13 protein-coding genes are annotated in these 13,179 nt (G+C 72.8%); 4 read left to right on the forward strand and 9 right to left on the reverse strand.

From position 1 onward, the window contains the following. The first annotated feature begins 124 nt into the window (after nt 1–124). The 3 genes from ACZ4W9_RS27885 to ACZ4W9_RS27895 all read left to right on the forward strand — a co-directional run bounded on the left by ACZ4W9_RS27885 (nt 125) and on the right by ACZ4W9_RS27895 (nt 2,462). A complete protein-coding gene (locus ACZ4W9_RS27885) occupies nt 125–625 on the forward strand; it encodes a hypothetical protein (protein ID WP_467940369.1) in 501 nt (166 codons plus the stop codon). Continuing rightward, entirely contained in the window at nt 622–1,146 is a 525-nt protein-coding gene (locus ACZ4W9_RS27890; protein WP_467940370.1) for a ferritin-like domain-containing protein, read from the forward strand. The genes ACZ4W9_RS27885 and ACZ4W9_RS27890 overlap by 4 nt, the downstream gene beginning before the upstream one ends. Before the next feature lie 416 nt (nt 1,147–1,562). Further along, the gene (locus tag ACZ4W9_RS27895; RefSeq protein ID WP_467940372.1) at nt 1,563–2,462 is read left to right on the forward strand and encodes an aminoglycoside phosphotransferase family protein; all 900 of its coding nucleotides are present in this window, start codon (nt 1,563–1,565) and stop codon (nt 2,460–2,462) included. Nucleotides 2,463–2,510: 48 nt separating this feature from the next. Here ACZ4W9_RS27895 and ACZ4W9_RS27900 read toward each other — a convergent pair whose 3' ends face one another. The 8 genes from ACZ4W9_RS27900 to dxr form a co-directional block, all read right to left on the reverse strand. Next, nucleotides 2,511–4,214, reverse strand: coding sequence for a proline--tRNA ligase (locus ACZ4W9_RS27900; protein WP_467940373.1), 1,704 nt, complete (start codon nt 4,212–4,214; stop codon nt 2,511–2,513). Between the two features lie 73 nt (nt 4,215–4,287). Further along, entirely contained in the window at nt 4,288–4,818 is a 531-nt protein-coding gene (locus ACZ4W9_RS27905) for a GNAT family N-acetyltransferase (protein ID WP_467940374.1), read from the reverse strand. 20 nt (nt 4,819–4,838) lie between these two features. Continuing rightward, nucleotides 4,839–5,687: a GNAT family N-acetyltransferase gene (locus ACZ4W9_RS27910; protein WP_467940376.1), complete on the reverse strand. Its 849-nt coding sequence runs from the start codon at nt 5,685–5,687 to the stop codon at nt 4,839–4,841. Nucleotides 5,688–5,773: 86 nt separating this feature from the next. Next, nucleotides 5,774–5,959: a DUF397 domain-containing protein gene (locus ACZ4W9_RS27915; RefSeq protein WP_467940378.1), complete on the reverse strand. Its 186-nt coding sequence runs from the start codon at nt 5,957–5,959 to the stop codon at nt 5,774–5,776. Continuing rightward, entirely contained in the window at nt 5,956–6,123 is a 168-nt protein-coding gene (locus ACZ4W9_RS27920) for a hypothetical protein (protein WP_467940379.1), read from the reverse strand. Before ACZ4W9_RS27920 ends, ACZ4W9_RS27915 begins: the two co-directional genes overlap by 4 nt. Before the next feature lie 363 nt (nt 6,124–6,486). After that, nucleotides 6,487–7,644, reverse strand: a complete 1,158-nt coding sequence (gene ispG, locus ACZ4W9_RS27925) for a flavodoxin-dependent (E)-4-hydroxy-3-methylbut-2-enyl-diphosphate synthase (RefSeq protein ID WP_467940381.1) — start codon at nt 7,642–7,644, stop codon at nt 6,487–6,489. 169 nt (nt 7,645–7,813) lie between these two features. Continuing rightward, entirely contained in the window at nt 7,814–9,118 is a 1,305-nt protein-coding gene (locus tag ACZ4W9_RS27930) for a M50 family metallopeptidase (protein WP_467940382.1), read from the reverse strand. Continuing rightward, complete coding sequence (gene dxr, locus ACZ4W9_RS27935; protein WP_467940384.1) at nt 9,115–10,383, reverse strand: 1-deoxy-D-xylulose-5-phosphate reductoisomerase; 1,269 nt, start codon at nt 10,381–10,383, stop codon at nt 9,115–9,117. Before dxr ends, ACZ4W9_RS27930 begins: the two co-directional genes overlap by 4 nt. A gap of 156 nt (nt 10,384–10,539) precedes the next feature. Here dxr and ACZ4W9_RS27940 point away from each other — a divergent pair, with 156 nt between their 5' ends. Further along, nucleotides 10,540–10,998 carry a lamin tail domain-containing protein gene (locus ACZ4W9_RS27940; RefSeq protein ID WP_467940386.1) on the forward strand — a complete coding sequence of 153 codons (459 nt, stop codon included), beginning with the start codon at nt 10,540–10,542 and terminating at the stop codon, nt 10,996–10,998. Here ACZ4W9_RS27940 and ACZ4W9_RS27945 read toward each other — a convergent pair. Further along, nucleotides 10,995–12,932 (reverse strand): acyl-CoA dehydrogenase family protein, encoded by a 1,938-nt coding sequence (locus ACZ4W9_RS27945; protein WP_467940387.1) that lies wholly within the window; start codon nt 12,930–12,932, stop codon nt 10,995–10,997. The two genes, ACZ4W9_RS27940 and ACZ4W9_RS27945, sit on opposite strands and share 4 nt — an antisense overlap. Nucleotides 12,933–13,179: the final 247 nt, after the last annotated feature.

Consider the following 13,179-nt stretch of genomic DNA (forward strand, 5'->3'; position numbering starts at 1 on the left):
GCTTCGCAGCGGCGGGCGGGTCCGCTGAGCCGGTGACATGCGGCGAGCGGATGCGCGGGTACCGTGATCAACGGCGGGCGCCGTTCCCGCCCGTGTGTTCGTACGAGCCCCGAGGACGTCAGCCGTGCCGTACCCCTCGCCGTCGCGCACCCCCTCGGGGCCGCGCAGAAGAACCCTGCTCGCCTCGGCCGCCGGCGTCACCCTGCTGGCGGGCTGTTCGGCCGGAGCGGACCCGGCCGGCGACGGGCCGTCGGCCACCGCGCGGGCCCGCGCGCGTGCGGCGCTCGACAGCCGGGGGCTGCTGGCGCGGTACGACGCGGTGCTCGCCGCGCATCCCGCCCTGGCGGACCGGCTGCGGCCGCTGCGGGCGCAGGTCGCGGCGCACGCGGCGGCGTTCGAGGACGGTACGCCCACGCCCACGCCGTCGGTGTCGAAGTCCTCGGCCGCGCCCGTGCCCGCCGGGGAGAAGGACGCCGTCGCCGGGCTGGCCGCCGCCGAGCGCGCCCTCGCCGACCGGCGGGCCCGGGACCTGCTGGAGGCGCCGGACGAGGTGGCCCGGCTGCTGGCGTCGGTCGCGGCGGCCGGTGCCGCGCACGCGTACCTGCTGACGGAGGGAGCCCGGTGAGCGAGGAGACGGAGCGGGCCGAGGTGACCGCGCTCCAGGCGGCGCTGGCCGCGGAGCACGCGGCGGTGTACGGCTACGGGGTCGTCGGCGGCCGGATCGGCGAGCGGCGGCGGGCGGAGGCACGGACGGCGTACGACGCCCACCGGGCGCGCCGGGACGCGCTGGTGCGCGCGGTACGCGACCTGGGCGCCGCTCCGGTCGCGGCGAGCGCCGCGTACGCGCTTCCGTTCGCGGTCAAGGACGGACCGGCGGCGGTGCGGCTGGCCGCGCGGCTGGAGGAGGGGGTGGCCGGCGTGTACGCGGACCTGGTGCGGGCGGCGACCGGGGCGCGGCGGGCCGAGGCGGCCGGGGCGCTCAGGGAGGCGGCGGTGCGGGCGGTGCGCTGGAGCGGGGAGAGCGTAGCCTTCCCTGGGCTCGCCGAGCGGTCCGGCGGACGGACCGACGAGCGGACCGGCGCGGCCGGCACGACCACGTCGGCTTCCGCTTCCGCGACGGCCACCACGGCCCCGGCGAGGCGCTGAGACGCTGGTCCGCGGCTCGTACGCCGGTGCCGTCGGGCCGCACGGGCCGGGCGGGGCCGCCCGGCCCGACGGCAGAACGGCAGGACGGCGCCGGGGAGGGGGCGCGGGACCGCGCGTCCGGCCCCGGACGAAGGGACCGGAAACGACCGGGCCAGGATCGGATACCGGCCCGGGCCCGGGCCGGATCGGGACCGGATCGGGCTCGGCCCGGGCCCGGGCCGGATCGGGACCGTATCAGGGCTGGACCGGATCGGGCTCGGCCCGGGCCCGGGCCGGATCGGATCGGATCGGGACCGGATTGGTACAGGTCCGGACCGGGCAAGGCCGGAGACGGACCGGGACGGGATCGGGCTCGGCCCCCAGTGGGCTCGGGCGGTGACCGGACATGGACCCCACACGAAGGGAACGACTCGCGCATGGCTTTGGAACCGCCGCCGCGCCTGGTGCGGGCGCTCGGTGAGACGGCACCGGCCGGGGACGACTGGCTGGCACGGCTGCCCGCGGCGGCCGAGGAGGCCGTCGCCCGGCGCGGGTTGACCGTCGAACGGGTGCAGGTGCCGGGCGGGCGCAGCAGCCTGGTGATGCTGGTACGGCGGCCGGACGGCACCCCGGCCGTGCTGAAGCTGGTGCCGCCCCGGTCCCGCCCGGAGAGCGAGCGGGCGGCGCTGGCGCACTGGGCCGGGCTGGGTGCCGTACAGCTGCTGGAGGACGGCGCGGGGGACGGGGCGCTGCTGTTGGAGCGGCTGCACCCGGATGTGTCGGTGCGCTCCCTGCCGGAGGCGAAGGCGCTGCTGGAGGCGGCGGGGACGCTGCGCAGGCTGTGGGTGGAGCCGCCGGCCGGGCACGTCTTCGAGACCGTCGCCGAGCGCACCGGGCGGCAGGCGGCGGCCATGCGGGCGAGTGCCGGGGCCGATCCCGAGGTGGCGCCGCTCGTGGAGTCGGCGCTCGCCGCCCGGGAGGCGCTGCTGGCCGCGCCGCCCGAGGACCGGCTGCTGCACGGCACGTTCCGGCAGAGCAAGGTGCTCTCGGGCGAGCGGATGCCGTGGCTCGCGGTGGGGCCGGACCCGGTGGTCGGGGACAGCGCCTTCGATCTGGCGCGGCTGGTCCGGGACCGGGTGGAGGACCTGATCGCGCAGCCGTCCGGCCCGGCCACCACCCGGCGCCGGATCAAGCGGCTCGCGGAGTCGCTGGAGGTCGATCAGGACCGGCTGCGCGGCTGGACGCTGTTCAGGGCGGTGGAGTCCGGGGTGCGGGCGCTGCGGGTGGGCCGGCCGGCGGACGCGGAGCTGCTGCTGGAGTTCGCGGGCTGGCTGTAGCGACGACGCCCCCGGGGGACCCGGGGGCGTGGTCGGCGGGCCCGGTGCCTACGCGGTCAGGCGGGCGATCGCTTCCTCGACCGTCAGCTCCTCGCGCTCACCGGTCTTGCGGTCCTTCAGCTCCAGCACGCCTTCGGCGGCGCGGCGGCCGGCCACCAGGATCTGCGGGACGCCGATCAGCTCGGAGTCGGTGAACTTCACGCCCGGGGAGACCCCGGCCCGGTCGTCCACGAGGACGCGGACGCCCGCGGCGGCGAGCTTCCCGGCGACGTCGAGCGCCAGCTCGGTCTGGAGTGCCTTGCCGGCGGCGACCACGTGCACGTCGGCGGGGGCGACCTCCTTGGGCCACACCAGGCCCTTGTCGTCGGCGGTCTGCTCGGCGAGCGCGGCGACGGCGCGGGAGACGCCGATGCCGTAGGAGCCCATGGTGACGCGGACCGGCTTGCCGTTCTGGCCGAGGACGTCCAGCTTGAGGGCGTCGGCGTACTTGCGGCCGAGCTGGAAGATGTGGCCGATCTCGATGGCGCGGTCCAGCTGGAGGCCGGTGCCGCACTTCGGGCAGGGGTCGCCGTCCTGGACCACGACGACGTCCACGTACGCGTCGACCTCGAAGTCGCGTCCGGCGACGACGTTCTTCGCGTGCGTGTGCTCCTTGTTGGCGCCGGTGATCCAGGCGGTGCCGGGGGCCACGCGCGGGTCGGCGATGTACGTCACCTTCTCGCCCAGGCCCTGCGGGCCGACGTAGCCGCGGACCAGCTCGGGGTGGGCGGCGAAATCGGACTCGGTGACCATCTCGACGGCGGCCGGGGCGAAGTGCGCCTCGACCTTGTCCAGGTCCACCTCGCGGTCGCCGGGCACGCCCACGGCGACGATCTCGCCGTCCACCTTGACCAGCAGGTTCTTCAGCGTGGCGGAGGCCGGGACGCCGAGCGAGGCGGCCAGCGTCTCGATGGTCGGCGTGTCGGGGGTGGGAATCTCCTCCAGCGCGGGCACGGCGGAGCCGTCCACCGGCGCGAGCTGGTAGGCGATCGCCTCGGTGTTGGCGGCGAAGTCGCAGTTCGGGCAGTCCGCGAAGGTGTCCTCGCCGGCCTCGGCCGGGGCGAGGAACTCCTCGGACCTGGAGCCGCCCATGGCACCGGCGGTGGCCGCGCAGATGCGGTAGTCGAGGCCGAGGCGGGCGAAGATCCGCTGGTAGGCCTCGCGGTGCAGGGCGTAGGAGGCGCCGAGGCCCTCGTCGTCCAGGTCGAAGGAGTAGGAGTCCTTCATCAGGAACTCGCGGCCGCGCAGGATGCCGGCGCGGGGGCGGGCCTCGTCGCGGAACTTGGTCTGGATCTGGTAGAGGATCACCGGCAGGTCCTTGTAGGACGTGCACTGGTCCTTGACCAGGAGGGTGAAGATCTCCTCGTGGGTGGGGCCGAGGAGGTAGTCGCCGCCCTTGCGGTCCTTGAGCCGGAACAGCTCCTGGCCGTACTCGTCCCAGCGGCCGGTCGCCTCGTAGGGCTCGCGGGGCAGCAGGGCGGGCAGGGTGACCTCCTGGGCGCCGATGGCGTCCATCTCCTCGCGGACGACGCGTTCGACGTTCGCGAGGACCTTCTTGCCGAGGGGCAGCCAGCTCCAGATGCCGGCCGCCGTGCGGCGGACGTAGCCGGCGCGGACGAGGAGCTTGTGGCTGAGGACCTCGGCGTCCGCCGGGTCGTCGCGCAGCGTCTTCGCCATCAACTGGGACATGCGCTGGACCGGTGCGTTGGCCATGGTTCTCGTACTCCTGCCGGATAAAGGTGGTGGCATGGAGGTTATCCGGGCCGCCCGTGCCGGTGGAAATCGGTTAACGCCTGCGCAGCGGCAGCGGGGCGCCCATCACGGCGTAGGGGCGCTGTGCGCTCGGGAAGTGCACCTGGCGGGCGAGGTCGGTGTAGCCGAGGGAGTGGTACAGGCCGCGGGCGGGGCTGTCGACGTCGATCGCGGAGAGGATCGAGCGGGGCTCGGCGGCGGTGTCGGTGATGGTGGTGATCAGCTTCCGGCCGATGCCGCGGTTCTGGTGGTCGGGGTGGACGTGCAGCTCGGTGATGACGAAGGAGTCGTCCAGCCAGTGGGCGTTGCCGCCCGCGCGCAGGTAGGGCTCCACGACGGTGGACCACCAGTGGGTGCGGCTGTTGGGCATGCCGTACACGAAGCCGACGAGCCGGCCGCCGACGGTCGCGCCGTAGGCCCGCGCGCCCTGGTACTGCATGTGGCGCTGGACGATCTGCCGGCGTACGGCGACCTCCTCCGGGCCGAGGCCGAAGGCGACGGCTTGGACAGCCAACGCCTCGTCCACGTGGGCGGTGAGGTCCAGGGGGCCGATCACTGGGTCCATGCGGGGAGCGTACAGGGGTGTCAGAAGAGCACACTCATGAAGGCCCCGGTCTCCCGGAAGCCGACGCGCCGGTACGTCCTTCTCGCCGCGGTGTTGAAGTCGTTGACGTAGAGGCTCGCGACGGGGGCGACGTCCGCGAGGGCGTAGCGCAGCACCGCGGCCATGCCGGGGGCCGCCAGGCCCCTGCCCCGGTACTCGGGGGCCACCCACACGCCCTGGATCTGGCAGGCCTGGGGGGTGGCGGCGCCGATCTCCGCCTTGAACACGACCCGGCCCCGCTCGTCCACGCGGGCGAAGGAGCGGCCGGAGCCGACGAGTTCGGCGACCCGGGCCTGGTAGAGCAGGCCGCCGTCACCGGAGAGCGGGGAGACGCCGACCTCCTCGGTGAACATCGCCACGCACGCCGGCATGATCGTCTCCATCTCGTCCTTGCGGACGCGACGGACGTACGGGTCGGGGGCGATGTCGTCGGGCATGCGGTCGGTGACCATCAGCGGCTGGCGGGCGCGGACGTCCCGGGCCGGGCCCCAGTGCGGCTCCAGCAGCCGCCAGAGCTCGGCGGTGGCGTCGGCGGGGCCGACGATGGAGGAGCAGCGGCGGCCGGCCCGGCGGGCGCGGTCGGCGAAGGCGCGGACGGCGCGGGGGGTGGCGCAGATGGGGACGAGGTTGGCGCCCGCGTAGCACAGGGACGTGAGCATGCCATCCTCGTACCAGCCCCATATCTCGCCGCCGAGCCGCCAGGGGTCGAGGCCGGCGACCTGGACCCGGGAGGCCACGAAGGCGTTGGCGACCGGCTCACGATCGAGCACGGCGAGCGCCGCGTCCAGGTCACTCGGTTCCAGGACCCGGGTTGTGGTCTGGGTCAACACTACGGGGCCTCACGGTGGGGTTCTGCTGGTCCCGGCACTGTACCTCCTGGACCTGCGCAGCGCCTCGCCGCGGGAGCGAGATCGATTCACGGACGCCGGACGAACCCGACGAACGCGTCCCAGGCCGCCGTCGGCACCGCGAGGGTGGGGGCGGTGGCGGGGTCGTGCTCGGAGTCCCGGACGTGGATGGTGGTGGGGCAGGCGGCCACCTCTACGCATTCGCCGCCCTCGCCGTCGCTGTAGCCGCTCTCGAACCACGCCGGCCCGTTCATACCTCTTCCAGCATTTCCTCTGCGAGGGCCAGTGACTTCCGTGGCGACAGGGCCTCAGCACGTACGAGACGTACCGCCCAGTCGCCGCCGTAGTACCGCTTCCTCGGACCAGGCACGGTCTGCACACCGAAGAAGTGCACCGCCACCGCCTTCTTCTCCAGCACCGCCGCGTCCTGGAAGAACGCCGGATACCGCGCCCTCTCCCTCTCCTCGACGAAGTCGGTCAGCGCCCTGCTCGAACGACGCGAGGGTCGCCGCCGAGTAGCCGGTGAGGCGGCCCAGTTCGGCGCGTTCCGTGGCCGCCTGTGTCCGCACTCGCTTCGACAGCCGCCCGAAGACCGGAAGCGTGTCCGACACGCGGGCCGAGCGGCTGCCCGAGGTGCGGGAGCCGTGTGACGAGTCCGGCCGCTCGCCGACAAGTGGGGCGTCGCGCCGGGGCAGCCGGGCAAGACCTGTGGGCCGGGGTACGGCTGAGTCCCGCCACCGGGCGGTGACGGGACTCACGGGAACAAGGGCGGGTACGGGGGTCAGCCCGCTACCGACACCGACGGCTCGCCCGAGGCCACGCCGTCCTGCTCCATCTGCTCGGCCAGCTTCATGGCCTCCTCGATGAGGGTTTCCACGATCTTGGACTCGGGGACGGTCTTGATGACCTCGCCCTTGACGAAGATCTGGCCCTTGCCGTTGCCGGAGGCGACACCGAGGTCGGCCTCGCGGGCCTCGCCGGGGCCGTTGACGACGCAGCCCATGACGGCGACGCGGAGCGGGACCTCCATGCCGGTCAGGCCCGCCGTGACCTCTTCGGCGAGCTTGTAGACGTCGACCTGGGCGCGGCCGCAGGACGGGCAGGAGACGATCTCCAGGCCGCGCTGGCGCAGGTTCAGGGACTCCAGGATCTGGATGCCGACCTTGATCTCCTCGACCGGCGGGGCCGAGAGGGAGACGCGGATGGTGTCGCCGATGCCCTGCGACAGCAGCGCGCCGAAGGCGACCGCCGACTTGATCGTGCCCTGGAAGGCGGGGCCGGCCTCCGTGACGCCGAGGTGCAGCGGGTAGTCGCACTGCTCGGCGAGCTGGCGGTAGGCCTCGATCATCACGACCGGGTCGTTGTGCTTGACGGAGATCTTGATGTCCCGGAAGTCGTGCTCCTCGAAGAGGGACGCCTCCCACAGGGCCGACTCGACCAGCGCCTCGGGGGTCGCCTTGCCGTACTTCTGGAGCAGGCGCCGGTCCAGGGAGCCGGCGTTGACGCCGATCCGGATCGGGGTGCCGTGGTCCTTGGCGGCCTTGGCGATCTCCTTGACCTTGTCGTCGAACTGCTTGATGTTGCCGGGGTTGACGCGGACCGCGGCGCAGCCGGCCTCGATGGCGGCGAAGACGTACTTGGGCTGGAAGTGGATGTCGGCGATGACCGGGATCTGCGACTTCTTCGCGATCGTGGCGAGGGCGTCGGCGTCGTCCTGGGTGGGACACGCCACACGGACGATCTGGCAGCCGGAGGCGGTCAGCTCGGCGATCTGCTGGAGGGTGGCGCCGATGTCGGACGTGCGGGTGGTGGTCATCGACTGGACCGAGACCGGCGCGTCCCCGCCGACCGCCACGCTTCCGACCTGGATCTGCCGGCTCTTCCGACGCTCGGCGAGCCTGGTCGGAACGGACGGCATGCCGAGAGAAATCGCAGTCATCTGCTGTGCAACCCCAAGTCGTGGTTCAGGATCCGGTCCCGTATACGGCGGGCTCCAGGGTCCGAGATTACGGCACCGGGCCGGGCGCCACACATCACACCCGTGATCCGGCGCGGTCGCACGCGGCCCGGGACCGGAAGGGGTTCCGGGCCGCGTGAACACCGGATGGCTAGGAGATCTTCACCGGGTTGACGAGGTCCGCGATCAGCACCAGGACGGTGAAGCAGACGAAGATCCCGGCCACCACGTACGCCACCGGCATCAGCTTGGCGACGTCGAACGGGCCGGGGTCGGGCCGGCGCAGCACCCGGGCCAGGTTCCGCCTGAGGGCCTCCCACAGGGCGCCCGCGATGTGCCCGCCGTCGAGCGGCAGCAGCGGGAGCATGTTGAACAGGAAGAGGGAGAGGTTGAACATCCCGAGCATCATCACGAACATCGCCACCTGCTGGGAGGCGGGGATGTCCAGGGTGGCGATGTCGCCGGTGATGCGGGCGGCGCCCACGATGCCCACCGGGGAGTCCGGTTCGCGCGGGCCGTCGCCGAAGGCGGCGTCCCACAGGGCGGGGATCTTGCCGGGCAGGTCGGCGAGGGACGCGACGGCGTCGCCGACCCGGTCGGTCATCCAGGCCACGGAGTCGTCGAAGTCCATCGTGACCACGCCGGTGGCGGCGCCGAAGCCGAGGAAGCCGGCCTCGACGTACTTGCCCTGGACGTAGCCGCCGCCGGCGTCCTTCTTGGCGACCAGGTTCGTGGCGATCCTGGCGTGCAGGGTGAGCTGCCTGCCGTCGCGCTCGACCACGATCGGCACGGTCTTCCCGGCGCTGTCCCGGATGAGGTCGGAGAGGGTGTCCCAGTCCTTGGTGGGCCGGCCGTCGAAGGAGACGATCCTGTCGCGGGTGCGGAGGCCGGCGGCCTGGGCCGGGGAGGGCTTGTCGGTCTTCGCGCAGGTGTCGCGGTTCTCGCTCTGGGCGATGACGCAGGGCGAGACGGAGGCGACGGTGGTGGTCTGCTGCTGGACGCCGAAGCCCATGAGCACGGAGAAGAACAGGCCGATCGCGAGGACGAGGTTCATGAAGGGCCCGGCGAACATGACGATGACCCGTTTCCACGGTTTGCGCGTGTAGAACATGCGCGTCTCGTCGCCGGGCTTCAGTTCCTCGAAGGACGCCGCTCTGGCGTCCTCGATCATGCCGCGCCAGGGGGAGGTGGAGCGGGCGGTGACCCGGCCCTGGTCGTCGGGCGGGAACATGCCGATCATGCGGATGTAGCCGCCGGCCGGGATGGCCTTGATGCCGTACTCGGTCTCGCCCTTCTTGCGTGACCAGATGGTCGGGCCGAAGCCGACCATGTACTGCGGGACGCGGATGCCGAAGAGCTTGGCCGTGGACAGGTGCCCCAGCTCGTGCCAGGCGATCGAGACGAGCAGGCCCACCGCGAAGACCACTATGCCGAGGATGAACATCAAGGTCGTCATGCACGCGCCTCCGCGGTCGCCGTCGTGGCTGTGAGTTCGCGGGCCCGGGCGCGGGCCCAGGTCTCCGCTTCGAGGACGTCCGACACGGTGAGCGAGGTTCCCGTGACCGGGGTGCCGTGCTCCTCGACCACCCGGGTGACGGTCTCCACGATCCCGTTGAAGGGCAGCGCGCCGTCCAGGAAGGCGGCGACGCACTCCTCGTTGGCCGCATTGAACACCGCCGGGGCCGTGCCCGCGAGCCGCCCCACGTGCCGGGCGAGGTTCACCGAGGGGAAGGCCTCGTTGTCCAGCGGGAAGAATTCCCAGGTGGACGCCTTGCTCCAGTCGAAGGCGGGGGCGGCGTCGGGGACCCGTTCGGGCCAGCCGAGGCCGATGGCGATCGGCCCGCGCATGTCGGGGGGCGTCGCCTGGGCGATCGTGGACCCGTCGGTGAACTCGACCATCGAGTGGACGTACGACTGGGGGTGCACGACCACCTCGATGCGGTCGAAGGGGATGTCGTACAGCAGGTGGGCCTCGATGACCTCCAGTCCCTTGTTGACCAGCGTCGCGGAGTTGACGGTGATCACCGGGCCCATCGCCCAGGTGGGGTGGGCGAGGGCGTCGCGCACGGTGACACCGGCCAGCTCGGCCCTGGTCCGGCCGCGGAAGGGGCCGCCGGAGGCGGTGACGACGAGCTTGCGGACGTCGGCCCGGGTACCGGCGGCGAGAGCCTGGAACAGGGCCGCGTGCTCGGAGTCCACCGGGATGATCTGGCCGGGCTTGGCGAGCGCGGTGACCAGCGGGCCGCCGACGATCAGCGACTCCTTGTTGGCGAGCGCGAGGGTGCGGCCCGCCTCCAGGGCGGCCAGGGTCGGGGCGAGGCCGATGGAGCCGGTGATGCCGTTGAGGACGGTGTGGCAGTCGGAGGCGGCGACCTGGGTGGCCGCGTCGGGCCCGGCGAGTATCTCGGGCAGCGGCTCGGTGCCGTACGCGGCGGTGAGCGCCTCGCGCAGCGCGGGTACGACGTCCTCGCGGGCGACCGCCACGGTCCGCACCCGCAGCCGGTGCGCCTGCTCGGCCAGGCGGGCCACCCGCCCGCCGTTCGCGGACAGGGCGGTGACCCGGAAGCGGTCGGGGTTGCGCAGCACGAGGTCGATGGCCTGGGTGCCGATGGATCCGGTGGAGCCGAGGATCACCACGTCCTTGGGTCCGTCGCCGGCGGCGGGGTCGTAGACGAGGTGCGGGTCGGCGAGGGGTGCCGGATGGGCGGGACTGTCGGTCATCCTCCCATTGTTGCGGCAAGCGGCGGCGGCCCGGACAGCGCGTCCCCCGGGTGGGTGCGCCGGCCGGGATTCCCCTTGTGAAACCGCCATGAAGATCATGTGATAAACACTTCGTTCCGCATGACTTCACGGACGACATCCTGGGGGGATATCTCCATGCGCACTGTGCGCCTCCGCGCCGCCCTGCCCGCGCTCGCCGGCGCGGCCCTGCTCACCGGCACCCTGCTCAGCACCCCGGCCGAGGCCGCCGGGGGCGTGAAGATCCACCACGTGTGGTTCGACAGCCCCGGCAAGGACAACCGCTCCAACAAGAGCCTGAACGGCGAGTGGGTGCAGCTGAAGAACACCGGCGGGCGGGCCGTCTCGCTCAAGGGCTGGGTGCTGAAGGACGCCTCCAACCACAAGTACGTCTTCCCGAACGTCAAGATCGGCGCCGGGAAGTACCTGAAGATCCACACCGGCAGCGGCTCGGACACCGCCTCCGACAAGTACCAGGGCCGCCGCGCCTACGTCTGGAACAACGACAAGGACACGGCCACCCTGACCAAGGCGAACGGCGGCAAGGTCGCCTCCTGCTCCTGGACGACCCGGGACCCGAGCGACAAGTACTGCTAACTCCCGTACGGACGGCGGGCGTTCTCGTGTTCCGAGGGTCCGGGGGTCGCGCTGGCGATCCACGGGCCCTCGCCCGACGGGTCGAGGACGCCCTCCTCCAGCCAGGTGTGGGAGCCGGCGAGGACCGCTCCGACCAGCCTTCGGTCCGGGTCGTCGGTGTTGGTCCACAGCCGGGTGAACAGTTCGCCGACGCGGATGCGGGCCTGGCGGCAGAAGGCGTCGGCGAGCTGGTAGGCCTCGCGGCCGTGCGGGCCCTCGGCGCGCAGCCGCTCCGCGCGCACGCAGGCCGCGCTCATCGCGAACAGCTCGGCGCCGATGTCCACGATCCGGCCGAGGAAGCCCTGCCTGGACTCCAGCCGGCCCTGCCAGCGGGACATGCCGTAGAAGGTGGAGCGGGCGAGTCTGCGGGCGGTGCGCTCGACGTAGCGCAGGTGCCCGGACAGGTCCGTGCCGTGCCGGAACTCGCCGTACGACCGGGGTAGCTGGCCGGGCCCCGCGAGGAGTCTCGGGAGCCATCCGGCGTAGAAAACGCCCGCGTGCGCGCCGGCCCGCGCCTTGTCGGCCAGGGACGTGTCCGGGTCGATCAGATCACCGGCGACCGAGAGGTGGGCGTCCACGGCCTCCCGGGCGATCAGCAGGTGCATGATCTCCGTGGAGCCCTCGAAGATGCGGTTGATGCGCAGGTCGCGCAGGATCTGCTCGGCCGGGACCGGGCGTTCGCCGCGCGCCCGCAGGGACTCGGCGGTCTCGTAGCCGCGTCCGCCGCGGATCTGGACCAGTTCGTCGGCCATCTTCCAGGCCATCTCGGAGCCGTAGAGCTTGGCGAGGGCGGCCTCGATGCGGATGTCGCGGCGGTCCTCGTCGGCCATCTGCGAGGAGAGGTCGAGGACGGCCTCCAGGGCGAACGTGGTCGCCGCGATGAACGCGATCTTCGAGCCGACGGCCTCGTGCAGCGCCACCGGCTTGCCCCACTGCTCGCGCTCCGCCGCCCACTCGCGGGCGATCTTCAGACACCACTTGCCGGCGCCCGCGCACATCGCGGGCAGGGACAGCCGGCCGGTGTTGAGCGTGGTGAGCGCGATCTTCAGACCGGTGCCCTCGGGGCCGATCCGGTTCGCCGCCGGGACCCTGACGCGGTGGAAGCGGGTGACGCCGTTCTCTATGCCGCGCAGGCCCATGAAGGCATTGCGGTGCTCCACGGTGACGCCCTCGGAGGCGGCCTCCACCACGAACGCGGTGATGCCGCCCGGATGCCCCTCGGACTTCGGCACCCGTGCCATCACGACCAGCAGATCGGCGACCACCCCGTTGGTGGTCCACAGCTTCACCCCGTCGAGGACGTACGCGTCGCCCTCGGGCACGGCCGTGGTGGCGAGGCGGGCCGGGTCGGAGCCCACGTCCGGCTCGGTGAGCAGGAACGCGGAGATGTCGGTGCGGGCGCAGCGGGGCAGGAAGGCCTCCTTCTGCTCCCGCGTGCCGAAGAGCTTCAGCGGCTGCGGCACACCGATCGACTGGTGGGCGGAGAGCAGCGCGCCGACGGCGGGGCTGACGGAGCCGACCAGGGCGAGGGCCTTGTTGTAGTACAGCTGGGAGAGGCCGAGACCGCCGTACTCGGGGCCGATCTTCATGCCGAGGGCGCCGAGTTCCCTCAGGCCCGCCACGACCTCGTCGGGGATGCGGGCCTCGCGCTCGATGCGGGCGGGGTCGATCACCGTCTCGCAGAAGGCGCGCAGTCTCGCCAGGAACTCCTCGCCGCGCCGGACGGACTCCTCGTCGGGCAGCGGGTGGGGGTGGATGAGGTCGAGCCGGAAGCGCCCGAGGAACAGCTCCTTGGCGAAGCTGGGGCCCCGCCAGTCCCGCTGCCGGGCGGCCTCCGCCACCTGGCGGGCCTCGCGCTCGGTGACGGTGGTGCGTGGGGTGGTGGTGGCGGACATCGAGGCTCACCTCGCCGCGAAGAGGGACGGCCGGGACCGTTCGGCACCGACCGGTGCCCTTGGATCGTTGGTACCCGAAACGGGCGGCCCCCGCCACCGGGGCGGGGGTCGCCCGGCGTTAGCGTGGAGCCCCGGTGGCCGTCGCCCGGCGCGGCGGCGACCGCCCCATGGCCGGGAAACGCTGTCGAAGCGCTTCGACAGCCTCTGGACACCCCGGGTTCCCTGAAGCTAGGGTCGATCGCACCCT

Source organism: Streptomyces sp. NPDC029296 (assembly GCF_055569255.1).

Coding starts and splice junctions, on each gene's coding strand:
- ACZ4W9_RS27895 (WP_467940372.1), top strand. CDS start 1,563: ATGGCTTTGGAACCGCCGCCGCGCCTGGTGCGGGCGCTCGGTGAGACG.
- ACZ4W9_RS27900 (WP_467940373.1), bottom strand. CDS start 4,214: ATGGCCAACGCACCGGTCCAGCGCATGTCCCAGTTGATGGCGAAGACG.
- ACZ4W9_RS27905 (WP_467940374.1), bottom strand. CDS start 4,818: ATGGACCCAGTGATCGGCCCCCTGGACCTCACCGCCCACGTGGACGAG.
- ACZ4W9_RS27915 (WP_467940378.1), bottom strand. CDS start 5,959: ATGAACGGGCCGGCGTGGTTCGAGAGCGGCTACAGCGACGGCGAGGGC.
- ispG (WP_467940381.1), bottom strand. CDS start 7,644: ATGACTGCGATTTCTCTCGGCATGCCGTCCGTTCCGACCAGGCTCGCC.
- ACZ4W9_RS27930 (WP_467940382.1), bottom strand. CDS start 9,118: ATGACGACCTTGATGTTCATCCTCGGCATAGTGGTCTTCGCGGTGGGC.
- dxr (WP_467940384.1), bottom strand. CDS start 10,383: ATGACCGACAGTCCCGCCCATCCGGCACCCCTCGCCGACCCGCACCTC.
- ACZ4W9_RS27940 (WP_467940386.1), top strand. CDS start 10,540: ATGCGCACTGTGCGCCTCCGCGCCGCCCTGCCCGCGCTCGCCGGCGCG.
- ACZ4W9_RS27945 (WP_467940387.1), bottom strand. CDS start 12,932: ATGTCCGCCACCACCACCCCACGCACCACCGTCACCGAGCGCGAGGCC.